General features: G+C 32.3%; 25 protein-coding genes. 2 read left to right on the top strand and 23 right to left on the bottom strand.

The annotated features are described in order from the left end of the window. Window positions 1-852: 852 nt before the first annotated feature. The 9 genes from BMY33_RS02945 to BMY33_RS02905 all read right to left on the bottom strand — a co-directional run bounded on the left by BMY33_RS02945 (window position 853) and on the right by BMY33_RS02905 (window position 7,311). Window positions 853-1,104, bottom strand: coding sequence for a hypothetical protein (locus BMY33_RS02945; protein WP_091405335.1), 252 nt, complete (start codon window positions 1,102-1,104; stop codon window positions 853-855). Window positions 1,105-1,152: 48 nt separating this feature from the next. Continuing rightward, on the bottom strand, window positions 1,153-1,827 hold the full coding sequence (locus tag BMY33_RS02940; RefSeq protein ID WP_091405331.1) for a DUF6624 domain-containing protein: 675 nt from the start codon (window positions 1,825-1,827) through the stop codon (window positions 1,153-1,155). A 63-nt stretch (window positions 1,828-1,890) separates the two neighbouring features. Continuing rightward, window positions 1,891-2,841: a hypothetical protein gene (locus BMY33_RS02935; RefSeq protein ID WP_091405326.1), complete on the bottom strand. Its 951-nt coding sequence runs from the start codon at window positions 2,839-2,841 to the stop codon at window positions 1,891-1,893. 120 nt (window positions 2,842-2,961) lie between these two features. After that, window positions 2,962-3,537: a hypothetical protein gene (locus tag BMY33_RS02930; RefSeq protein ID WP_091405319.1), complete on the bottom strand. Its 576-nt coding sequence runs from the start codon at window positions 3,535-3,537 to the stop codon at window positions 2,962-2,964. Between the two features lie 180 nt (window positions 3,538-3,717). Continuing rightward, window positions 3,718-4,320 carry a hypothetical protein gene (locus BMY33_RS02925; protein ID WP_091405314.1) on the bottom strand — a complete coding sequence of 201 codons (603 nt, stop codon included), beginning with the start codon at window positions 4,318-4,320 and terminating at the stop codon, window positions 3,718-3,720. A gap of 71 nt (window positions 4,321-4,391) precedes the next feature. Next, window positions 4,392-4,979, bottom strand: a complete 588-nt coding sequence (locus BMY33_RS02920) for a hypothetical protein (RefSeq protein ID WP_091405310.1) — start codon at window positions 4,977-4,979, stop codon at window positions 4,392-4,394. 38 nt (window positions 4,980-5,017) lie between these two features. After that, entirely contained in the window at window positions 5,018-5,485 is a 468-nt protein-coding gene (locus tag BMY33_RS02915) for a thioredoxin family protein (protein WP_091405306.1), read from the bottom strand. Window positions 5,486-5,554: 69 nt separating this feature from the next. Beyond that, entirely contained in the window at window positions 5,555-6,649 is a 1,095-nt protein-coding gene (locus BMY33_RS02910) for an acyltransferase family protein (RefSeq protein WP_091405303.1), read from the bottom strand. A 74-nt stretch (window positions 6,650-6,723) separates the two neighbouring features. Next, the gene (locus BMY33_RS02905; RefSeq protein WP_091405301.1) at window positions 6,724-7,311 is read right to left on the bottom strand and encodes an ankyrin repeat domain-containing protein; all 588 of its coding nucleotides are present in this window, start codon (window positions 7,309-7,311) and stop codon (window positions 6,724-6,726) included. Between the two features lie 226 nt (window positions 7,312-7,537). Here BMY33_RS02905 and BMY33_RS02900 point away from each other — a divergent pair, with 226 nt between their 5' ends. Continuing rightward, the gene (locus tag BMY33_RS02900) at window positions 7,538-9,619 is read left to right on the top strand and encodes a helix-turn-helix domain-containing protein (RefSeq protein WP_091405299.1); all 2,082 of its coding nucleotides are present in this window, start codon (window positions 7,538-7,540) and stop codon (window positions 9,617-9,619) included. Window positions 9,620-10,601: 982 nt separating this feature from the next. Here BMY33_RS02900 and BMY33_RS02895 read toward each other — a convergent pair. The 9 genes from BMY33_RS02895 to BMY33_RS02855 all read right to left on the bottom strand — a co-directional run bounded on the left by BMY33_RS02895 (window position 10,602) and on the right by BMY33_RS02855 (window position 18,114). Then, window positions 10,602-11,681, bottom strand: coding sequence for a bestrophin family protein (locus tag BMY33_RS02895; RefSeq protein WP_091405296.1), 1,080 nt, complete (start codon window positions 11,679-11,681; stop codon window positions 10,602-10,604). A 123-nt stretch (window positions 11,682-11,804) separates the two neighbouring features. Beyond that, the gene (locus tag BMY33_RS02890) at window positions 11,805-12,758 is read right to left on the bottom strand and encodes a 2OG-Fe(II) oxygenase (RefSeq protein WP_091405293.1); all 954 of its coding nucleotides are present in this window, start codon (window positions 12,756-12,758) and stop codon (window positions 11,805-11,807) included. 98 nt (window positions 12,759-12,856) lie between these two features. Next, complete coding sequence (locus tag BMY33_RS02885) at window positions 12,857-13,708, bottom strand: enoyl-CoA hydratase/isomerase family protein (RefSeq protein ID WP_091405290.1); 852 nt, start codon at window positions 13,706-13,708, stop codon at window positions 12,857-12,859. Window positions 13,709-13,725: 17 nt separating this feature from the next. Then, a complete protein-coding gene (locus tag BMY33_RS02880; RefSeq protein WP_091405286.1) occupies window positions 13,726-14,061 on the bottom strand; it encodes a nuclear transport factor 2 family protein in 336 nt (111 codons plus the stop codon). Window positions 14,062-14,162: 101 nt separating this feature from the next. Then, complete coding sequence (locus BMY33_RS02875) at window positions 14,163-15,017, bottom strand: AraC family transcriptional regulator (RefSeq protein ID WP_091405282.1); 855 nt, start codon at window positions 15,015-15,017, stop codon at window positions 14,163-14,165. A 3-nt stretch (window positions 15,018-15,020) separates the two neighbouring features. Further along, window positions 15,021-15,632: a MarC family protein gene (locus BMY33_RS02870; protein WP_091405279.1), complete on the bottom strand. Its 612-nt coding sequence runs from the start codon at window positions 15,630-15,632 to the stop codon at window positions 15,021-15,023. Window positions 15,633-15,651: 19 nt separating this feature from the next. Beyond that, complete coding sequence (locus tag BMY33_RS02865; protein ID WP_091405277.1) at window positions 15,652-16,245, bottom strand: alpha-ketoglutarate-dependent dioxygenase AlkB family protein; 594 nt, start codon at window positions 16,243-16,245, stop codon at window positions 15,652-15,654. A gap of 39 nt (window positions 16,246-16,284) precedes the next feature. Further along, on the bottom strand, window positions 16,285-17,079 hold the full coding sequence (locus tag BMY33_RS02860) for an SDR family NAD(P)-dependent oxidoreductase (protein ID WP_091405275.1): 795 nt from the start codon (window positions 17,077-17,079) through the stop codon (window positions 16,285-16,287). A 48-nt stretch (window positions 17,080-17,127) separates the two neighbouring features. Continuing rightward, a complete protein-coding gene (locus tag BMY33_RS02855; RefSeq protein ID WP_091405272.1) occupies window positions 17,128-18,114 on the bottom strand; it encodes a zinc-dependent alcohol dehydrogenase family protein in 987 nt (328 codons plus the stop codon). Window positions 18,115-18,232: 118 nt separating this feature from the next. On the opposite strand from BMY33_RS02855, the gene BMY33_RS02850 reads away from it, so the two are divergent. After that, window positions 18,233-18,565, top strand: coding sequence for a winged helix-turn-helix transcriptional regulator (locus BMY33_RS02850; RefSeq protein ID WP_091406079.1), 333 nt, complete (start codon window positions 18,233-18,235; stop codon window positions 18,563-18,565). Between the two features lie 15 nt (window positions 18,566-18,580). Here the strand turns inward: BMY33_RS02850 and BMY33_RS02845 are convergent, their stop codons facing one another. The 5 genes from BMY33_RS02845 to BMY33_RS02820 all read right to left on the bottom strand — a co-directional run bounded on the left by BMY33_RS02845 (window position 18,581) and on the right by BMY33_RS02820 (window position 24,336). Next, window positions 18,581-19,096 (bottom strand): hypothetical protein, encoded by a 516-nt coding sequence (locus BMY33_RS02845; RefSeq protein WP_091405268.1) that lies wholly within the window; start codon window positions 19,094-19,096, stop codon window positions 18,581-18,583. A gap of 15 nt (window positions 19,097-19,111) precedes the next feature. Beyond that, a complete protein-coding gene (locus tag BMY33_RS02840) occupies window positions 19,112-20,260 on the bottom strand; it encodes a major royal jelly family protein (protein WP_244542966.1) in 1,149 nt (382 codons plus the stop codon). A gap of 943 nt (window positions 20,261-21,203) precedes the next feature. Continuing rightward, window positions 21,204-22,199, bottom strand: coding sequence for a hypothetical protein (locus tag BMY33_RS02830; RefSeq protein ID WP_091405263.1), 996 nt, complete (start codon window positions 22,197-22,199; stop codon window positions 21,204-21,206). Between the two features lie 18 nt (window positions 22,200-22,217). Then, complete coding sequence (locus BMY33_RS02825; RefSeq protein ID WP_091405260.1) at window positions 22,218-22,958, bottom strand: reprolysin-like metallopeptidase; 741 nt, start codon at window positions 22,956-22,958, stop codon at window positions 22,218-22,220. A gap of 28 nt (window positions 22,959-22,986) precedes the next feature. Further along, window positions 22,987-24,336, bottom strand: coding sequence for a hypothetical protein (locus BMY33_RS02820; protein ID WP_091405259.1), 1,350 nt, complete (start codon window positions 24,334-24,336; stop codon window positions 22,987-22,989). Between the last annotated feature and the right edge of the window lie 393 nt (window positions 24,337-24,729).

Raw genomic sequence — 24,729 nt, 5'->3', positions numbered from 1 at the left:
ACCAAAGCAAAGTTACATAACGCAGAACATTATAGTACAAATGTATATTGTAGCAAATTGGCGGATGCTTGCATTTTACATAGTTGCAGATATAACGACCCCGTTAGGTGTTTTATATCGTCAGCAATTATGTAAAAGCCAATTTGCGAAACGTAAAGCTCATTCGTAGCTATAATGTTCCCAGCCACATCAACCCGCAGATTTAATAAACTGATTCATAGAATCAATTTATTAAACTCGTGTAAAATATCCCAGGATAATTCTATTTCATAGTAATCATAGCTACTGGGGTCATCATAAAACAAAAAATAGATAGTTTAAACATCCTGCTCACATTTGTATCTATAATTTGCCGTTATGTACGGAATAATTACAAAGATTGAGAATCATTATAATTATTAGCGAGCTGATGCTGCTGGGCTGCCAACCGCTTTATTGCTTTGTAAATAAAAATGCTTCCGGCCACATCATCTCACAGTTCATAAAATTTATCTACTAGATAAATTTTATTCTCTCGTCTCTACACACAATTTGCCAACGCTTGGCCACTCAAAAAAAAGCAACCACTTTTAGGTGCATTATAAATCGCGTATTTGATTAATCATGCGTGAAAAAAGTTTTTATGCGATTCTCGTGACGTTGCCGCATAAGCATAAAATTACTCTAACGAGATAATTTCTATGCACATGCTATCTGTAGAGCCTTGATTAATCCTTTTTAAATAATCCTTATCTTTTTTTCTTGACCCTTCGATAAACTCAGGGTAAATGACAAAAGAACAAAAAAACCTGTGCTGAGCTTGCCGAAGTATCAAGGCTGCATAAAACTTTGGAAACTATCACGGCTCATTCGCTATATTTTAGAAAACATTCTAGCTCTTAAGATGTAAAACAGATCTGCATCATTTTGATAATGCTTAGTCAAACTTTCCAAAATTGGAATAGCTTCCTTCCATTTTTTACTTTTAACTAAGCTTAAAGCCTCATTTCTCTGATTAAAATAGTCTAAAGAATTTTCAATTCTATTATTTTCAGTTTGAGCGAAAGTGTAATTAATATTTATAAAAAATAATACGATTAGACTTGATGTAATTACTTTTTTCATAGTTACTTTTGATTATTTAATTAAGAATATTTACAGGGTCAACTGTTACTATTTTACTTGAATATTTTTTTCAAATTCCTCTGCTCTCTTTATTTGTTCTTTGAGATTCCATTCAAAATCAAATCTATTCTTAAGGAATACAGCGATTGAATCAAGTCCAATTTCAGTTCTTCGTTTATCAATATTTTCTGGATCAAAAACTGGCCATAAATTAAAACTTTTGGTTTCTGGATAGTATTTCATTTGACCACCATAGATTTGTAAATCACCTCTTTCGGTTGCTATCCTATCCTCTGCCCGTACCAAGAATCGTGGTTCTAATTTCTTATCCTTAACAGCCTGTCTCATCATTGGAAGGTATTGTATTCGAACTTCATTATCTGAGTGTTGAATTACATTACAAATAGTCCAATTTCCTTGCTCTCCTGCTTTTTCTTTCGTTGGCCATCCATAATTATCTAGAATAGTCTTTACTTTTTTTTCATTAATAGTGTGGTTTTTTTCGATAATAGTTTGTTGCTCTTTAACTAACTCCGAGTCCACTCCGTATATAGCTATTAATGAATCTCTTAATCTAATTGGGGTTTGTTCAGTTGTCCAAATCGTATCAAGTACTTCAATTAGATTTTCTTCTTTCTCTAAAGCTGTCGATACACCTTTTGAATTGGTCTTATTTGAACAATTGAGCAGAAATATTAAACAGGATAATAAAATATATTTCATCTTAATTTGTTTTATCAATTAACCGTTATTACCATAAACATTGTTAGCAAACACTTATATATTCTATTTTCCGTATAGATATTCAGCTGCAGCCTCCGCCATCTTTTTCTGGTCATGTCCTACATTGGTTACTAATTCAAGTTTCCAATTGAATTTCATTCCATGATTTTTCGATAATTCTTCACTGAACTTATAAAAATTCTTACCTCTATCGAAGCGATTGGTGCCTTGTTTATCTGCAGTTTCAGATCTTAACATTCTTCCTCTTGCTTCGGAATCATTGTCAAGTTCTCCAAGAAATAGTACGAGTTTCTTTTTGACGGATTTTTTCAACTGTTTTTTCTGTATTCCAACATTCATTATTCCAAATGGAAAGTTTGTGTTGAAATCTGGAAACGTATACGTTCCTGCATTTGATGCAAGAATTCTGTTTGCTCTTGAATTAGGATAGAATAACGAAAATCGATGTAGTATTTGGCCACCAGCCGAATGTCCGAACATATCATATTTTCTTTGTTTTGATTTTGTGGCCTTTTTTACTAGTTTAAAAATTCTATCGAAATCATTAAAAATCCAATCTTCTTTATTCTTGTTTATATTGAATTCAATCACGTTTTCGTCAATATGTACTTGATTTGTACCTTTTTTAAAAGAAACTCCTTTTGATAAGTTTAAATCCTTGACAATTCCGCCAAGGTGATAGTCGCCATAGTTATATTCTTTTTCAGGATAGGACGGTGAAATAATGAGAACCCCATATTTTTCTGATGTTTCTATCCAAGAATCCCGATAATCATCTCCGTTTCTGCCAGCACCAGGAACAACCAATAGAATTTCTGAACTTCGGCTGAAATTTATTGGTTTATGATAAAAAATGGTAATTGAATCATTTTGATGATTGCCAATTCCTTTGATTTCAAAAGAACCTGAACCTGTATTTAGTTCAATATTTTGAGTAAAAGATATATGAGTTATAAAAATTGTTATAATTAGTGGAAAAAGCTTGTAGTTCATAATTTTCGTTTTAATGTTTGATGACGGTTCGTATAAGAATAGTTGTGTGGTTATGTAACCAATTTAGCAAAAGGAAAATCCGCAGAATATTCTTAGGAGGTACAGACCAAGCAATTATTTTTATGCATTGTTAGCACTTGTTTTTCTGTTTATTATTTTAATTCCAAGTGCTATTAATACTACTATCAATGCAATAAAAAATATACTTGTTGAAATGCTTTTTATAACCGAAAATATATTAGTTGCATAGACTGTAGTCTCTTTCAATTCGGGATAATTTTTAAGCATTGTAATAATTCCGAAATTCTCCAAATAATCCGCAATCCCCGCAATTATCGGAGTTAGGCAGAGATAAATATATTGGGAATTTAATTTATTCATTTTTTTCAAGAGATATCCCAAAAGCAAACAGTAAGAAAGTCCAAATAGTAGTGGGTAAATCATATCAACAGGTATTTGGTTGGTTAGATATGTTAAACGTCCATTTTCTCCAAGCAAACTGAATAATTCACTTACATAATCCAAATCATATCCTGTAGGCATCATATCTAGTAATTTCATTCCGTTAGAGAATTCCATTGTTTTGGGAATTGTAACAATCAACATAAAGGTGTAAACTAAATTGGTCAAGATAACAAGTCCTAAAACTTTTTTTCCTGAAATGTTCTTTTCTATAAATTTCGTTAATCGTTTCATTTTTTCTGAAATAAGAGCTAACAATAGAATATATGGGAATAGATAAATTCTTAGTGTTTTCGTTTTATTAATAATTAATATTAAACCTTAATTATGCAATACAAAATTCAATTCGGCATAGAAATACTGTAAATGCTAAAGTTTTTATGTGACTTTCTATTGCATAATTCGAGTGAAAGCTTATAGCCAGCTAAACCCTAATCCTATATTAAAGATTACTGCATCTCTATGCGTATCTCCATCTAAATTAGCACGACCAAGAACTAACTTAGACTGAACATTAAGCGCAAAGTTTTTCTTTTTGTAAATTTCGTAACCTGTACTCGCCATAACAGCACAACCAAAGTTCCAATCGTCATTTTCATCGTCTTTAATATCATAAAGTGCTGGTGTATCTATTGCTAAACCAATTCCTCCATGAATCCACCATTTATCTTTTACCCAATATTGTACAGAAGGTATGAACCCTCCGAAGTGCCTGTCGTTATTCTGAAATTCGTAGATGTTTCCAGGCAAAGCCGCAGTAATAGCGAGTTTGTCGTTTAACATGTAGCCAAATTTTAAATCTGGAAAAACAAATGTTCCTTGAGATTTATCAAACGTTTGAATACCAGCACTATCATCTAAACTGATAATGCCTCCACCTACCACAAATTCGAAGATAAAACCATCTCTTATTGTTGTTGTTTCTGGATTTGTGTCTTGTGCATTTGTTACACTAGATACTAATGCAAAGGCTACACAAGTCATTTTTACTAAAATTTGTTTTTTGATTGTTTTCATAATTGTTCGTTTTTTGATTGATGATGTATAATTGATTGATAATTTCTATTTTATTTAATGTTGTCCTTGATTTATTTTGAATATTCAATTAATTCCTCTTCATACCGAAAATCACCTTGATTTTGAGTAAGTTTTATGAAATTTTTTACAGCAGGTGCATATAAATAAACTTCCGTTTCATCAGCATTATATCCTCTGGAATTTGTGGTTTTACCATTGTATTTGATTGTATAAGCCATAAATGTACCAGCTTCTACCGTTTCTTTTTGGTAGGATAGTACTTCAACATTCTGACTTTGTCTACCAGTAGTTCCATCTTGACTTGTCCAATTGTTTTCATACTTCCATTTTTTACCCACTTCGAGGGGCCAGTCGTACTTTGGTGTTTTGCTAATCTCTGGTTTAACAATATCGCTAACAGGAATAGTGTCTTTACCGATAGTCATACCTATGAACTCTCCAAATTTTACTACTTCCCTTGTATCTGTTCCATCCGAGCAAACTTCTCCTCCGGTAGTTACACCTTTATACTTCCATACCCATTTTTCACCAATAGTATAATCGGTTAATGTCGGTTGTTGGGTTATACCTAATTTGGTTTTGTTGTTACACGCGCTAAGAATCGTCAAAGCAAATAGTACAATAATTCGATTTTTCATTTTGTCTTTTATTTTTTTATTTAAAATTTTCTCGCAGATTAAATATTTAGAAGCATTTGAAGGAATTTATCTTTTTCAATTTTGCCAACAATATGCTCAATGACCTTACCATTTGGATCAATAAGCAGTGTAGTTGGTGTCGCATAAGCTTTGTATTGATTTACAATGTCCTTGGTTTCTGGATTATCGATATCAATCATGATAGCTCTGTATTTTGAATTGATCATTTCTTCAACTTTTTGGTCTGCAAATACTTCTCGTTTCATTATACGACATGGTGAACACCATTCTGCTGTAAAAAATACTATTGCGTATTTATTGGAATTGTTGATGAGTGATTCTTGATTAGAAACATTTACCCATTTAATTTCATTAGATGGCTCATAAAAGGAATACCAAACGTACCAAAGTGAAACTACCAGAAAACTAAGCCAGAAAAAGCTCCAAAACGGATGTGTTTTCTTTTTTGATGGCTTTACGTTTGAACTTATTTTTTTAGTCTTCATTTTTCGATTCTTTTATTTATAATTTCAAGGATGATTCTTCTAAATACGAAGTAGGTTTGAGTCGATGCATTAGGCTTTATTTACAACAATAGTTTCGCTCCTTTTTTTTATATCTACTTTCCAGTTTAAACCAAACAATGGTCTAAGAATAGGGATTCTTCTTATCAGAAACTCATAAAGTAAATAGCAGCCAATAAACGTAATAAGTGTAATCAGCACGAATGCTATTAGTGCTGGCAAGTTTAAAAGCAATATAAATTTTGCTGCTAAATACAATACAATCATGTGTATGATATAAACAGGATATGCGGCTTTACTTAAATAGGATAAAATCTTACTCGGTTTATTAAGGTATTGATGGCAAAAACCGAATATTGAGAAGATCCAACTATTGCTTTCAATAGAAGTTAAGTATAAAGGTCCTTCAGCGCCGAATAGAACATATCTTACCGTATATAGTATAGCTGCCAATCCCAGAAATAGCCATTTCCATCGTTTTACGGTATTCCAAAATACTTTTCCTGTTTTCATAAAAAGGAAGCCGAAAAAGAATGCTAATAAACCAATTGCAAAACCATGCCAGGTTTGCGCATACATTGCAAAGGGTTTTGGTTGTAATACTAATACCTCTGCAACAAAAAATGCATTAACAGATAATAAGCCTAGTGGATTGCTAAATAGTTGTTTTGAAAAAGCTATGAATTTTGAAAACACACCTTTTTGTATGCCGTAAAAAACAGGAAATCCAATAAGTACATAAATAAAAATATTTCCTAAAAACCAAAGATGTCCCATATGCGGATAGTAACTTAAACCCATACTATAGTAATCTTGAAACATAAACATGTGTAATGGAGTTATAGCCACAATGCCAAATAAAAATGGTAGTAATATTCTTTTTGCACGCTCCTTTAGTAATTCTATGTTATTGCGTTTTCTCAAAGCAAAATAAACACCCATACCAGAAACATAGAAAAGAATAGGTATCCGCCATACATTTAACATGGTCATTGGTTGCCAGATGGCAGTAGAGATTTCGTCGCTTCTTATGAAGCCTATAAGCATAGCCCAAGGTTGAAACACAATAGCAATATGGTATATTAATAAAAATGCTATAGCTATAACTCTTAGCCAATCGATATCATAACGTCTTTCAATTTTCATACTATGGAAATTTGGTTGATGTATTTAATGTTTATTATTAGATTGAGAATGCAATAAGCAATCATAGATATGTTTTATTGCAACATCATAGCCACTACAGGTCTTGCTTTTTCCAATTCGTTAAGGTCTAATGTGAAACCCATAGGTTGCAATTGAAGAGTTAACATTTCATAAATAGGTTTCATTTGCGAAAATTCGCCTAATACAGTTTCTCTTGGTGTTGCCCCAAAATTGTTTTTTATAGTTTTATCTGCTCCAGCATCCAACAATAGTTTAACCATTTCTATTCTTCCAAAAAATGCTGCAGTGTGTAATGCTGTGCTGCCATCATTGTTCTTTATGGATAAATCAACATTTGCTTTTAATAACTCAACTACGATTTTAGGTCTGTTAAAAGTCACTGCAGTTAATAAAGGTGTAGAACCACTCATGTTTTCTATTTTATTGATATCGGAACCATTTTCAATATGCTGTTTTACAACCTCGAAATTATTTGAGATTATCGCTTCATGAATATCTTGACTAGGTTTAGCAATCTTCTCATTTGAAGTGGCTGTTGTGCTTTTGGTTTCGCTTTTTTGTGAACACGATGTAAATGCAATTGCTATAATACATATAATTATAGCTAAACATCTTGATTGAATTTTAATTGGATTTTTCATGATTTTAAATTTTAAGTATTATTATCTTGATTTGATGATACAAAGATGCAATCAACGTTGAAGCAACAGTAAATAGTTATGAATCAAGAGTTATGAAGTTTAATGCAGTCTTATAAATTATGTAGCAAGACTATAAATTATGATGCAAATCATAATAAAATCAGAAAAAGCCGATTTAAAAATCTGTGTTTAAATTTTACTTATCTTCGTTTTAATTAATCAAAAAATGACTCAAGACTCTACTTCAAATTCTTTTCTATCGCAGGCCAAATCCGCAGTTTTAGAAAATATTTCTAACGAGCAATTCGGTGTTTCTGAATTGGCTTCCAAAATGAATATGAGTCGTTCGAGTTTACTGAGGAAAATAAAAAAGCAAAACAATTTGTCTGCCAGTCAGTTTATCCGAGAGATACGTTTACAAAAAGCTGCAGAAATGTTGGGAGAGACTGAATTGACTGCTTCAGAAATTTCATTTGAAGTTGGCTTCAGCAATCCGTCCTATTTTACAAAATGTTATCGTGAATATTATGGATATCCACCTGGTGAAACAAAAACCAAAAAAGAAGAAGAAAAGACTATAAAGCCAAGCGATGATAAAAAAACGGAAGAAACCGTCACAAAAAACAGGAGCATTAATAGGTATATTATAGCAATTACTGCAATAGCTATCATTGCTATTATTTACTTTTTTAAGGACCAATTTACTTCTTTAGAATCTAAAGCAAATAAAGAAAAGTCGGTTGCCTTTTTACCTTTCAAAAATTTAAGTGAAGATAATTCTAATTTATACTTCATTAATGGGGTTATGGAATCTTCACTAAATAATCTTCAAAAAATTAAAGATTTAAGAGTAATCAGTAGGACTTCTACTGAAAAATATAGAAACGATCCTAAAAACGTTTCTGAAATTGCCGAAGAATTACAAGTCAACTATTTGATTGAAGGCAGCGGACAAAAAGTTGGAAATGAAGTACTGATAAGAATTCAATTGATAGATGCAAATGAAGATAGCCCTATTTGGTCTGAACAATATAAATATGAACTTGATGATATCTTTGAACTTCAAAATAACATTGCAAAGAAGATAGCCTTTGCTATAGAAGCAAATGTAACACCAAAAGAATTTGCACTTATTGCTAAAAAGCCTACTGAAAATCTAGTAGCTTATGACTTTTATCTAAAAGGATTAGAACATCAAAATGAACAAAGTGAAGAAGGATTACATAAAGCTATTTTGAATTTTGAAAAAGCGATAGAAGAAGATTCAAAATATGCCGATGCTTATGCTCAAATTGCCATTTGTTACTTTTATCTAGATGAAAATAAAATTGAAAAAAAATATGTAGACAAATTAAATGAATATGCAGACAATGCTTTGTTGCATGATGCTACTTCAGAATTACCTCTGATTGCAAAAGCGCTATATTATATAAATGTAACCGAGTTTAAGTTAGCGATACCTTATTTGGAAAAAGCACTAGATTATAATCCCAATGCGTCTTCAGTAGTATTATTTTTGTCTGTTTTATATTCTAGAGTGGTTCCTAATACTAGTAAATACCTAACTTATGCATTACAAGGAATCAAACTGAATATAGAGGCTAATGATTCTGTATCCAAGAGCTATATTTATTTGAACTTGAGTAATGCCTTAGTTCAAAATGGTTTTACAAAAAAAGCTTCTGAATACATTGAAGAATCTTTGAAATATAATCCTAGAAACCCTTACTCTACTTATTTAAAAAACTTTATAAATTATGCCAATAACAAGGATTTAAAAACCTTAACAAGCCAAATGCTTATAGAGTGGCAAAAAGATACTACACGTGCTGATATTACTCAAGAATTGGCTAAGATGTATTATTTTCAAGAAGATTATAATAACGCATTATTTTATTACGAGAAATATATTGACATACTTACTACCAATAAAATTGACTTGTATCCTGCAGAGAATATCAAAATTGCATATACCTATAATAAAATGGGTTTTGCTAATAAAGCTGAGCAATACTTAAATAAATATAAAGACTACTTAGAAAAAGATGAGTCCATTTATAAAGAGGCAAGTTTAGCTGTGCTTTATCTTTATGAAAACATGCCAGACAAAGCCATAGAAGCTTATGAAAAGTTTAGTCTACAAGATGATTTTCAATATTGGGTAATTTTGTTTATCAGAGAAGATCCGTTATTAAAACGATTGCAAAATCATTCGGAATATGATGAAGTAATTCAAAAAATTAAAGATAAATTCTGGGGAAATCATAAGCAATTGGAAAAATCATTAAAAGATAAAAACCTATTATAATTCATTTGAATTAAAATAAGTTTTTAAGGATTTTTTAATAGAAAAGCAGTTACAATGTTTAGTTTATGATATTATTCCCATTCCACACACATTATACTCCCCTCCTGCCGTCGGCTCGCATAATAAGTGTTCCATTACCTTTTTTAAAGAAGCTATTCGTTAGAAAACTTTTAAAATAAGCTGTAGAACAAAAAACTTTGCTTTTGACCAAAGCAAAGTGACCCTTCGACAAGCTCAGGGTAATACATAACGCAAGTACATTATAGTACAAATATTCATTTCTGTATTTTAAGACAAGGTTTCTATTTGATAGCTATAATGTTATTATGTAAAATATCCAAGAATAATTATTTTTCTATTGAATATTTTGAACTCGGGTCATTAAACTTATTAATAGGAACGCTTCGCTACGTTAATTAGCCGTTATGTACGGAATAATTACAAAGATTGAGAATCTTTATAATTATTAGCGAGCTGATGCTGCTGGGCTGCCAAACGCTCGATTGCTTTTATAAAATCAAATTGCTTATTGCAATTTATTTAAAACGCAATTATCCATCGCTTGCCAGCGCCAAAATAAAAGCTAAACTTTTTGCACTTATTATAAATCGCGTATTCGATAAAATGTACGGAATAAAAAATTTTAGACGATTCTCGTAAGCTTGCCACAAGAGCATAAATTTTAAGAAAAATAAAATTCTATGCACTTGTTATACGTAGAATTTCAATTAATCTTTTTTTTCTTCTTTCATTATCTTTTGTCTTGAAACAAAAGAAACAAAAATTCAAGGCTGCATAAACTTTTGGAAACAATTAACGGCTCATTCGCTATATTTCAGGAAATATTGTAACTCGTTAACATTGCTTTGAAATTTATTGCTAATCGAAACTCTTAAGAAACTACATTACCAAACCCCTAAAATATTCACGCTCATTTCTCCTATTGTTTTAACCAAAATTTTATGAGGCCAGAAAAGTCACTCTACATCTGCGTATGTTCGTATTCTGGATGAGGCTTAGGAATTTCATTTTTATCATCGCCAATCATCTCACGAATGTCTATTTCTATACCTCTTGAGATTGTTGTTATTGGCACGTCATTAGCAATACCTTCAAATGGGTTTTCTGAAACATCTCCAATACGTTCCATAGTGAAGAAAATCCAAGATATTACAACACTAAACGGAATTGTTAACCATACAAAGTTTTCTGAAATAAATTGAAATAAAATTCCTGTGTGGTTTGAACCATTTAATGTTTCTCCAATTTTTTCAAATTCACTCATTAATCCAAATGGCAATAAAGCCACAAAAATCCAAGCAAAGAATAAGTTTAATGTAGCAAACTGTCTTGGATATGGAAAGTTTTTTATCCGTTCGGCTTTTCCTTGTAAAGTGAACAGCTCCCCAATCATATTTTTGAATTCCACATGCCTGAAATCGTCAATTAATCCATCTAGTTTCAATTCTTTTATGGCTTTGGATTGTAGATTTAATACTGCGGTTTGCTTATTCGTTTTACTTAAAACAGCTTGCTTTTCCTCTTTACTTAAATAATCTTTCAACTCTTCTTCTAATGTAAACGCGTACTCTTGGATATGTAGCTTCTTCATTACTTCTTGGTCAGACTTATTATTTGTAGTTGTCTCCCAAGGTTTCTTCACTCGAAGTGTGTGACGTAAAGCGGTCATCCACGCCACATGACGCATTATCATAGATTTTTTTATTTCAAAAAACTCAGCATCTGTTCTATCTTTTAAAGCATATTCATTGGTTATAAAATCATTGACCATAGTCGCCAAAAGACGCGATGCGTTGACAATACCACCATATATTTTTCGAGCTTCCCATAGTCTACCATATGAGGCATTATTTTTAAAACCAATTATAAATGCAAGTGCTGTACCCACAAGACCTATTGGTAACCATGGTAAGTGCAGCCATTTCCAATCTAAAACCTCATAAAGAACCACAGGAATTGTAGATAGTAATATAAACATGAAGATGTATCTTCTTGTCCAACTTAGCATGCGCTTAATAGTGTAATTCTTTTTTGTGTACATGGTTTAATGATTTTATTTAGTTAAAGATCTAAAAAAGTTGTAAGCAATAACAATGTATTGCCTACTCACTTATTTCAATTCTATAAAGTTACTTTAACAAATTCGATTGTAAAATTTATTCTTTTAAAATGGTGCAAAAGTATCTTTAGGACTTTCTGGCACATTCCAACGCTCACGTGGACTGATATTTTCGCTTACATCTACTGAGGATGAAGCGTTACCAGCACTACCGTAACTATTTGCTCCTCCTCGTGGTATTTGCATTTGGTCTCCGTATAACCATACCACCAAATTACTACGCTGTCCACTAGTTATTGGGTGTGTAGCGTGTGGCACATTACCAGTGTGAATTATGGCTTTACCTGGTTCAAAAATAGTTTGTATCGTTTTTCCCGTAGTTTTGTCATGAAAATCAACTTGTGAACCTGTAAATTCTTCATCAGGTAAGTTGATGTTGATATTCAACGTTGCTGCTGAAGCATCAGTGTGCGCATGTAAATCCTTATCCTTATCAGGATTGTACTGTATAGAAAAGCCAAATGTTTGGTTGTCATAACCATAAGTCCCTAATAACAAGCGTGCAATCGGACGCATAAAGCGATCCATCATGGTGTTGTAAAAATCTTGGAAATTAGGTGCAGCCAAATGACCTTCAGAACGCGGATCTAGCATAATTCCATAGCGATTTAATTGAATTCCGTAAGGTGCACGTCTTGGAATTTCTGAATTTACCACATCCTCTAAATAATTACGAAAATCTGCTAAACGTTCTAGGTCAAAAAATTGTGCGACATAAACTCCTGGGATAATTTCTTCCCATAAATCAGCAACAGCATTTTCTTTTTCTGGGTTTTCCCATGCGTCGTTAATAGCTTTTCTCAATTTTGGATCAAGTAACGTTTCATCAGGAACCAGTAAATTGTCTTTATTTTCAATTTCCCATTCTGCCCAAGCATCTTCAAGTAGTTTTCGATTGCTGATCCAAAAATGAGAGACAGATGGGTCGCGCTTTAGCGAAGCTTCACGAGAAGGTAAGCTAAGGTCACGGGCTTGTACGAGTGCATTATTATGTTTCATTTTTATTATGTTTTTTATTATGTTTTATTAAAAACGAATGTCTTTACTATGAAAAACATCCGTTTTCTGCTATTAATCAATCTAAATTATTAACCAGATTAATCTCTTTGGATTTCTTGTAAGTCCATTAACATGTTTTCCCAGTTTTTCTGGTTGTCATGATCAAATTGTGCTCCGTTTTCATCTGCAATTGTAAAACGCTTAATTGCTGGTGTTTTACTTGTTGCTTGGAATAATTGGTATGCTTCTTCACTTAAAGCTTCAGCAATTGGTAAATCGATAGACGCGTAAACAGCACGCTTACAAGCTTCGATAGATTCTGCTGGGAATTTAGAAATACGTTCTGCTAATGCATCTACATATGATCCTAATTCGTCAGCATCTAATGCTTTGTTTATGGTTCCGAATTTTTCAGCTTCATCTGCATCCCAATCTCTTGCTCCTAAAATAATTTCTAGTGCTTTTCCTAAGCCCGTTTGTCTTGCCATACGAGATGCTCCACCACCACACGGTAAGATTCCCATTCCAACTTCCATTTGCATGAATTTCGCTTTTCCTCTAGCTGCAAAACGCATGTCTAAAGCTAATGCCATTTCGTGTCCACCACCTCTTGCAAAACCTTCAATTTTTGCAATTGTTGCTTGTGGCACATTGCTTAATCTTTCTAAAACAGATTGTAAGTCTAATAGTTTTACTTCATTTCTTGATACTGCTTCTTGAGACATGTCTCTTAGTAAGTTTGTATCGTAGTGACATACCCAATATCCAGGATTTGACGATTCAAAAACGACTACTTTTACACTTCTATCGCGCTCTAAACGAAGACATAAACTGCTTAAATCTGCAAGCATTTCTTGTCCTTGTACGTTTACAGGTCCAAAGTTAATATCTACTGTTAAAATTCCGCCATTTTGTTTTGCGGTAAATGTTTGAAAATTTTTGTAATCCATGACTTTTAAGTTTTAAATTAATTATTTATTGCTAAAAATGTGTGTTGTTTTATTTTTCCGTTTTCGACAATGTAAGTGTCCATTGCTATTTGTATATCTACATGTTGGTTTTTACCACTCCAAACAAAATACACAACATTATCGTTTGTTTCTTGCTTAATGGTCTTGAATTTAAAACCATCAAAATTTGGAAGAAAATCTTTATAAAAATTAAATATTTCTTCTTTTCCTTTATACGTTTTATCTGGTGTGATGAAAATTGCATCCTCACTATAATCTTTTGCTACCATTGAAGGATTTAGTGTATCTACAGCCTTCATGTGGTTTTCAAATACGTCTTGTGATTGTCTCATTATAACTACGGTTTTTATTTATGATACAAATTTACCACAGTAATCAAGGTTCTTTTTTGTAAGAAAAAAAGAGGTTTTAGTAAAAAACAAGGAATATGAAATTATGAAGTAGTTTTTAGACTATTTTGGTAAGCTTTAGTAGTAATTCCTTTGTAAGCAAGGAAGGTTTTGTCTAAATGGCTGCTGTCTGTAAAACCTAATTCTTGAGCAATTTCGGTAATAGTAGAATCTGTATATTTTAGTCGGGTTTCGGCTAATTTTAATTTGTAATTAAGAATATACTTTTTTAAACCAATATTCATTTTACTTTTAAAATATTGACTTATGTAGTTTTCTGAAATGTGAAATTGATTAGCTAATTCTGTTGTTGTCAATTTTTCAGAATGATGAATATTGTAATGGATATAATTAATGATATCCTGAATTTTAGAACTAGATGTTTTTGAAGATACATAATTTACATTTCTGGAAATGATATGCAAAATTGTAAGTAACGTAGATTTTAATACAATTTCATTTTTTAAATTTTCTTCATTGTATTCATTACATAATACGGTGAATAAAGCGTGTAAGCTACTTTCATCGGTCTTAAATTGTAAATTGAGATGTGATGTTCTATCAGCACTGTGAAAAATGGTTTCTATTCTTTTAAACCATTCTTTTCGTTCAGAAAGGTTTTCATCAATCAAAGCATTATTAAAGAAACTATATAAAAACTTTATGGCTGTTATGGTTGTTGGTGTTTCAATTTCTAAGCTGTATTGGTCATTAGGAATTAAAACAAATAACTGGTTACCGCTATATTTTACTCTGTGATTATTAATAATAATTGTTCCTGATCCTTTTTCGATATATAGAATTTCAAAAAAACGTATTGGCGTGTATTGGCAAAAAGCCAATAGTGTTGCTTCTTCAAATCTTTGAATGACAATATTTTCGAATATGGTTCTTGCCATGTATTATTTGAATGTTAGGTTAATGCCCTCTGTAATCATTCCTGTTCCTATAATTGCTAGAATTAATCCCATAAGCTTTCCTATAACTGCAATTAAATTTTTGCCTACTTTTTTAACAATCCAATCACTTAAAACAAAAGTGATGTACGTGAGTGCTATCATAATACCGAAAACTAGTATTATAATTCCGATATGTGTATAGGTTGCATTAGTTGTAAAATTCATAGCTGTTACTATCGTTCCTGGACCTGCTAATATGGGTATGGCTAAGGGTGAAATGGCTATACTACTTTCATCTTCATGGTCTTGACTATCATGAATTTTTGATTTTTTTGACATTAACATTTCAAAACCTACATAAAAAATAAGTAAGCCGCCTGTTATTTTAAAAGCGGGAATTGTGATTCCAAATAGCTCAAAGATGTACTTCCCTAAAATAGTAAAAGCCACTACTATGATAAACGCCGTGATTGAAGCCATTTTAGCTATCTTCTTTTTAGAGGTTTTATCTTCCCCTTCAACAAGTCCCATGAAAATAGGTGTGTTGGCTATTGGATTCATTATAGCAAAAAATCCCATAAAGACGGTTAGTGAATAGGTCAAGAGATCACTCATAATTTTAAAAATTAAAATATTAATAATTAATCGTTCTAAAAGTTAAATTTATTCTAGGAGTGCTCACTTTTTTTGTGCGCGGTACTGTGTGAAGCCAGTTTTCTTGTGTATCACCTTTCATCACTAACAGATCACCATTTGATAAATTAAAATCAACTTTTTCTTTAGTACTTTTATTTTTGAATACGAATTTTCGCGCAGCTCCAAGGCTCAGTGATGCTACAGCGCCTTTTTCACTATCGCTATGCCAACCTAAACTATCTTCACCTGTATGATACAGATTTAATAAACACGAGTTAAAAGTTTCATTGGTTATGCGTTCTATTTCTACTTTTAATTCTAAAAGCACTTTAGTCCAAAGGTATCCTTTCTTTTTTGTTTTAGAATAGTTTAGCTCAAAAGATGTGTTACCATACCAGGCTATTTTTCTATTGGTTGTAATCTTCTTTCCTGCTATGTGATAGGTGTCATTTTCCCATTGAATACTTTCTAGTAATTGCTTTAAATAATTAGTTGCTTTATCATGCGGTATCATATTTCTATAGTAATTAACTATACCACCTTTAGGCAAATAGTTTTTGTCCACGTGATCAAACTGACTAAATAAATCCATTTTAAAACTAGAAAAAATTCAATATGTATTAAAAACTAATTAGGCTAATAAACTATCAGTTGTCGTTAACAAACGATTGATTAGCCCTTCATCATAAGCATCTGGATGTGCTTTAGCAAAAGTACCTTTGTCATTGTCAAAATATTTTCCTGAATCATTTTCATGATCTTTAGACATGGCTAAATCGTATAAAATATTTACACCTTTTTCTGCTGGTGACCAATGCTGACCATACGCTTCTTTCGCCATTTTAGTATTCAATAACGATCCCGGGTTTACTGCAATAGTTATTATTTCCGGATTTGCTTTCGCGAAAGCGAAACTCCACATCGTTAATGCTAATTTGCTTTGAGCATATGCCTCACTAGCAACATGCATCGTTACCCCTGTTAATGTTGCATCAGAAACATGTGATTGCGCCGCAGAACTTAAATTAACAATACGTGTGTGATCTCCGTTTTGTAATACTTGTAATATCCCATTTGTTAAGGCATAAGCTGCTAAATAGTTGACAACAAACCGAATATCAAAGCCTTTAAATTTACTTACTGCTGATGTTTTAAAGATCCCTGCGTTATTTATCAAGACATCTAGTTTAGGAACCTTAGCTTTAACGTCTTCTGTCATTTGTTTGACAGCATTAATATCTGAAAAATCAGCTACAAAACCATCTATATTTTGATTTCCTGACTCTTCTTTTATTTCTGAAATAGTATTGGCTAACTTATCTGAACTTCTTCCGTGTAAATAGACTTTATGTCCTTCTTTTGCAAGCTTTAAAGCTGTTAGTTTACCTATTCCGTCTGTGCTTCCTGTGATTAAAATTATTTTCATTGTTTAATTATCTTTTTTGCATTATATCATTTTAAGAATAGCAGTTATTTAATTTTCAACAACTACTTTTCCTATAGCATTTTTGCTTTCTAGTCTTGCATAAGCGTCACCTACATTTTTTAATGAAAATTGTTTTTCGTCTAGTAGCGGTTTTAAATCCCCAGCTTCGGCAATTTTAGCAATATGTCGTAAAATTTCTCCATGTTGTTCTCTTTTATAGTCGTGTAACATTGGTATTAACATAAATACAACGTGTAACGATAATCCTTTGAAATGCATAGCAGAGAGATCTATATTACACAAAGAGACTGTAGTTGTTATTTGACCATTTAGTGCTGTTGCTTCAAAAGACTTCAACATATTATCTCCACCTACAGAATCATATACGACATCAAATCCAAGTCCATTAGTATGTTTTTTTACATAATCTTCAACGTTTTCTGTTTTATAATTTATGGCTTTTGCACCATAACTTTCGATGATTTCCATTTGTTTCTCAGCTCCTCCTGTTGCATATACATCTGCTCCAAAATGTTTGGCTATTTGCACAGCTAAATGCCCAACTCCACCTGTTCCTCCATGAACTAAAACTTTTTGACCTTTAGATACATTTGCACGAATTAGACCTTCGTAAGCAGTTATACCAACTAAAGGAATAGCAGCTGCTTCTTTCATGGTTAAGTTTTTTGGTTTTCTAGCAATTAGTTTACTATCTGCAGCTACATATTCGGCAAGAGTTCCTTGTAAATCAGCCAAACCACCTATGCAACCGTAAACTTCATCTCCTACAGAAAATTCATTGACACCTTCACCTAATTGCTCAATGGTACCCGCAAAATCCATACCTAATATTGCAGGTGTTGCAGGTGAAAATGGTAAATCGGTACCCATATTTTTAATCATTGTATCAACAGTATTGATGCTTGACGCAGAAATTTTTATTAATACTTGACCGCTTTTAGCTGTTGGTGTTTCAACTTCTTTAGATTCAAATAGTGCGTTAGAACCATATTTATTAATAATCATTGCATTCATATTCTTGTATCTTTTAGTCACTATAATTTTTATAGTTGCAAATATAAGTATGGTATTATATCTTTGCAATAACTATCAAAAAGAATAGTATAATTTTATGAAAAATTTAGAATCTACAATGTTAACTTTTAAAGGTAAAGCATATCCTTGTTGTGCAAGTCTTACAATGGGACTTATAGGTGGGAAATGGAAAACAGCTATTCTATTTCATTTAATGAATGAAAAATTAAGGTATAATGAATTAAGAAAATTAATGCCAACGGTTACTGAAAGAACGTTGAGCTTACAACTAAAAGCTTTGGAAGAAGATGGCTTAGTTAAAAGAAAAGTGTATACCTCAAAACCACCTTTAAAGGTTGAATACTCACTAACAGATTTTGGTAAAACCTTAATTCCTTTAATACAATCTATTGCAAATTGGGGCGACTTTGTGGTTGAAAACTATTCTTAGCTTAAATTATTTTTACTAAAAACAAGGCTCACTACCATAAGGATTAGCACTGTGATCTATAGTAAACTTAAACGCTTTCCCATCTTTACCTCTAGTGTACGTTACATAACTCCAATTTCCAGAATTTTTAACGGTGTATTTGCCATTTACTTTACCCTCATATATTTCATCGTAGTAATTAATTATTGTGGGTTGAGAGCCACCTTCTATATATTCTTCTTTGTTGTGTTTAAGAACAAGTGATTCTTTTTGTCCTTCGTATTTTAATTTAACTGCTTTATTGTCCTTATCAAACCCAATCCAAATCCGCTTTGTTTTATTTTCATCTGAAGTGTAACATACGTATTTGTCAATTTTAGAATTTGATTCTGATATTGTGATAGTGTCATTTTCAATGGTTTTAGCATCAGATGGCTCACTTTTTTCTGTGGTTAGGTTTACCTGGCTATCTTGTTGCTTTTTGTTTTTTTCTTCACAAGAAAAACACAAAATTGCGATTAAAGCTAAAATTAATAGATTTTTTTCATTCATATTTACTAGTGATTTTTACCTAAAGGCTGCACCTTCTATTATTGGTTTAAATCTAAATATATAAAAAGGTTTTGTTGCCTTATTTTCTCCGTCATTAAAAGCTGCACCAAGATTCACTTGTGCTGCCGAAACATACATATAACCATCAACTGTATTGTAACTTACACCATCTGGCCATACCATATTGTCATCACTTGTTATGGTTGCAAGACTTCTGTCTTTAGCCAAGATAACAACTATAGACTTACTCTCTACAGCAGTCATATAAATATTATCATCTTTGTCAATACTCATACCTCCATTATTAGGTTTGTCTGAATAGGTTTCAATTTTAGCATCTAATTCTTCTTCTGAAAGTTGCTCGTTTAATAGATCAACAGTCTTAATACGATATATCTTAGTACCGTTAAGTGGTCCGTAATAAATCCACTCAAAGTTTTTATCTGCTGTAATTCCGTCGTTACCCACTAATAAAGGATTACCATCAATAGACAATGTTTTACCGTCAATAATTGTTGGGTTATTTTCAGGTCTAGTCGTTCTGTGTCCTTCGAGTAATCGTCTGGTTTTTCCAGTTTTCATATCTACTACAATAAAAGCTCCACTATTACCATTTCCACCATTACCAATACCTTCATCTGCTATAATAAACGCACCATGTTTTGTGTCTACAACCATATCGTTAGGTTGCGAATGTTTAACGGTAGATTCATCTAAATAGTAAATTTTTTCTAAAGAATCGGTTTTGGTGTTCCAACCTACAATTTTAGGTTTTACAGGATTCCGCTGCGCCATATCTATCATCCAAACAACACCATTTTCATCGTTTCTAACACCTAATACGTTGCTTAAATAGTTTTCGTCTGTGTCTCTAGGTGTATTCCATTCTATATTTGGAAACGGTGTTATTTCTTTAGTGTCTTTATCCATGTGTACCACTCTAATATTAGGTTCAAAAAAAGGATGGTGACTATAGACTAAATTACCTTTTGCTGTAAACGAAATATTACCTACCGCTTCATCAACGGTTGCGAATGTTTCTGCCGTTTTTTCTATTCTATTCATTTTTATTGGTTCTTTTTCTGTTGTAATTTTTTTTAGCTCATTGCTATCCTTACAAGAACTAAATGCAAGTACTATTAATAGATATATGTAGTTTTGCATTGGCTGTTTTTTTAGATAAAAAATGATATGAATTTAATATAGTAGCAAGCTTAATAGCAGTAAATTTATCTATTGCGTCCGTAATTCCTGTAATTAATATATTTTTACTCAAATAGGATATATCTATTTCTAAATTCAAAATACTTACACTTTAACCTTATTATCAATTACAAATATAGCTAGAGAACAAATATTTTAATGAGTAAATATTAATGCAATTTTAGTAAAAAACAAGGATTTAATCAATTATAACATCTTAACACATAATTATAGTTAATATTTATGGTCTATTTTATATTCCCATTCCACACACATTATACTCCCCTCCTGCCGTCGGCTCGCATAAAAAGTGTTCCATTACTTTTTTTAAAGAAACATTTCGTTAGAAAACTTTTGAAGAATATGTAGTGCAAGAAAACTTTGCTTTTACCAAAGCAAAGTGACCCTTCGACAAGCTCAGGGTAATACATAACGCAAGTACATTATAGTACACTTTTAATTGTAGCTATAATGTTATATTATATAAAATATCCAACAGTAATTCTATTTCATAGTAATATTAGCTACTTGGGTCATTAAACTTATTTAATAGGAACGTTTCGTTGCGTTAATTCATTTGTATCTATAATTAGCCGTTATGTACGGAATAATTACAAAGATTGAGAATCTTTATAATTATTAGCGAGCTGATGCTGCTGGGCTGCCAAACGCTCGATTGTTTTTTTAGAATAATTGTGATATCGCAGTTCTCGTGACGTTACCGCATAAGCATTTACAACATTTTGTTAATCTTAATAACTACCGCTATCCAGCAACATCATCTCGCAGCTATACTAATTCCACCACCGGAGCAATTAGTATAGCTTGTGTTTTTACCAAAGTTTTTTGAGGCCGGTTTGCCAACGTTTCCTCTAAACCTTACATTCTTTCAATTAAATATGAATTAAATTATTCTTTTTGGTATTCTACGCTTTTTATCATCTAGTTTTATGTTACTAAGTAAAGAGGTGAAATCAAATTCATCTTTATTTATATTAAAATTGCCATTTATTTGAGTTGCTGGAAATATAGAATCTTCTACTGTTCCGAGAGAAAAATTTAATTCTTTTCCGTTAACAGAGACTTCTCCATAATACGCTTTTCTTCCTGACGGTGTAATCAATTGCACATTAATTTCATTCTCCTTTCCTGGTATTGGTGTTGTCATAACATAGTAAGAAAGTACTACTCTACGTGGACAGTCACCAACCGAAAAAACCTTCATTGGAATACTAGGTCCTAACAATAGTTTGATTGACAGGTGTTTGTTTGTTATTTTATCAGATTGCATCAAGTACAGGTCATTTCCTGCACAATTCAATTTAAGTTTTGGAATCCTGAACTCACCTAAAATATCCAGTTGCGTTTCGATCATTTTGTTCAACTCATTTTCTCTTGCTGGTGTAATGGTAATTGAACTCATTTCTGTGTGCTTTGATCGCTTGGAGAAACTTTTTGTTTTAGCTGTAGGTAAAGCATATCCTTTTATTCCATGTCTGTATGCAATTAATGATCGTGCAAATGAAGCGTCTCTAGACTTAATACCTTCTATTTCCATAATCGTAGCCAAATCACCAATTTCACCTATTGATCTAAGTACTCTTGATTTTAATTGCTTATTTTCAGCATTTCTTAATTCTTTGCAAAGACTTTTTATTCCATCTTTAGAGGTGTTTTTACCAAGAAAATTAGCAGCAATCAATTTCATCCGCCTATCATACAAAGGATTGTTAAGCACTTCAATAGATAATTTTTGCATTTTCTTGCTTTTTCTTTGAACCAATGTTTTAAACGCTAATTGTCTTCCTTGATCTTCTTTGCGGTTTTGTATGATTGCAATAAGTTCTTTTTCTTTTACTTGAGAGCCAAAGGCATCAATATCAATATATCCTGAATTCATAATTAAATTGTTAAAAGATTAGCACCCATTTTTCACGAAACAATGATCCCTCATGTCATTACCTTGACTAACTGTTAAAAGAACAGCATCTCTTACGTCGTTATTTCTACATCTTGTTTGAGCCATCAAATTATTTTGTCCAGAAACCGAACTAGGACAGTTGCTTCCATGATTATGACTAAGCCCTAGATAATGGGCTATTTCGTGGGCAAATGTTTTTGCTACAAACTCAGAACCTCTATTGACCTCCCCGCCTATCACACCATTTCTTCCTTTTGCATCCTTATCACATGGTCCGTTTATATTGGATATTCCGACAAAATCAGCAGATATATTATCCACCATAAAAACATCCATACCATTATTAGGAACTGTCCACTCCTGAGTTAAGTCTGTTGCTTCACCTTCTGAACCAATATCATCTCTTCCATTAGCCTCTGCAGATGTTATAACATATCTTTCAATACGACCTAAACCAAGGTTAACGGTTCTAAATATGCGTCGTGTTCTGTATATTGAATAATCAACTTTATAACGTTCATTACTGCTAAAATTATCTAACCCCACATCTATAACATTGATATGAAAGTGATTACCTTTAGCATCATTCATAAACTCTAAAAGAGATTCTGTCGCCGTTACTCCAGAAGGATCCGCTGGTACTATGCCCTCAGTATATCCCAATACATCTCTCAACACACTTATATTTCTGTTAGTGTCAACACCAATACAATTCAATAAACTTTTTAAAGAAGCCATTTTTTATTGTTTTAAGTTTGATTATATCTTATTGTAATGAAACCAAAATCGGTATCATTCCTTTACCACTATCTAATGGCTGCAATGCTTTACCTATTACTGAACCAAAGCCTTTTTCAATACTTTGTACTTTCATGGCATGACCAGAAGTATTTGATGTAGTTAATAGGTCTCCAATACTTACAGCACCTTGATCCGCATCTATCATACAGAATACTTTTCCCATCATGGCAATTGGCAGTCTGTTGTCGATACCCTCCTGTTTATCCATGATAATTCCTGGTTTATAAGAGCCTGCGCCAGAGATTACGCCAACAGTCGTATTATCGTAGGCTTTTACACATGGTTCTAGTGTTCCATCTTGTCCTAAAACCATTACATATCCAGGCAGCGCATTTTTAGTGGCATTAATATCAAAATCTTCTGCAAAATCTGCATTTCTCATAATGATATCACCATTATCACCATTTAAATGAATGACTTCATCACCAGATCCATTTCTAACAATGATATCACCTTCATTACCATTGGCACCAACGCGAAGTACAGCGTGATTTCCATCCATGTGAAAAACCTCTCTGTTTTCTGCATCTCTCACAATCAAATCACCTTCATTTCCAGCAACACCAATACGAAGTACAGCATGATTTCCATCCATATGAAAAACTTCTCTATTTGACCCGTCTCTTACGCTGATATCTCCTTCATTACCATTTGATCCTATTCTGAGTATTGCGTTATTACCGTCGACATGAAATACCTCTCTATTTGATCCATCTTTTACAATAAGGTCACCTTCATTTCCTGATGCTCCAATACGTAACACAGCATATTCACCATCCATATGAAATACCTCTCTGTTTTCGGCATCTCTTACGCTGATATCTCCTTCATTACCTGTTGAACCTACTCTTAGTATGGCATTATTGCCATCAACATGAAATACTTCTCTATTAGATCCATCTTTTACGATAATGTCACCTTCGTTTCCTTCTGCACCAACACGCAAAACAGCGTAATTACCATCGAACTGAAATACTCTTCTTCCAACACCGTCATATACCTCTATATCACCTTCATTTTCTTCTGCACCAACTCGTAATAAGGCATTATGTCCAGTAAAATTTAGTACAGTCTGGTTATTTCTATCTTTAACTGAAATATCACCATCTTTACCATGTCCTCCTAGTGTAGCTGTACCGTTTGCTGCTGATATGGTCAATATAGTATTACCATTATTATCATTGATAAGTAGTTCTCCTGAAGTTGATGAATCACCTATTTGTACGCTTCCGTTTTGTGCATTTAAACTAATGATAATGGGTCCACTATCATTGTTTTGACGTATATCTAATTGTTCTACAATTGTTTCTGACATAATTTATTGGTTTTATTTTGTTAATAATGAAGTCTTATTTCGATAAATTTACCAGGCTATCTGTAGCTGGTTGATTCCATAAACCTTTGAATACCTATGTATTCATTTTTATAATTATTACGAGAATAAAATTATAATTAGATTATTTAGCAATCAACAGTGAATCTCCTCATTATCATGGGGCTTTTCACTATATTTTTGACAGGGATTACCCCTTATTATTTGAATAACTAAAAATTTATTTTAGCTCATAAAAAACACAAATTAAGTATCGACTAATACCTAAATAATAGTTTTTTAAGTCATTCCACACACATTATGCTTCCCTTCTGCCCATTCGACAAGCTCAGGGATCACGTCGGGTCGAATAAAAAGTGTTCCATTACTGCAGTA

Origin of the sequence: Aquimarina amphilecti (genome assembly GCF_900109375.1) — a bacterium.
GTDB classification, from domain to species: domain Bacteria; phylum Bacteroidota; class Bacteroidia; order Flavobacteriales; family Flavobacteriaceae; genus Aquimarina; species Aquimarina amphilecti.
Note: the sequence above shows the minus strand (reverse complement) of the source record. Positions and strands in the feature narration are given on the sequence as shown.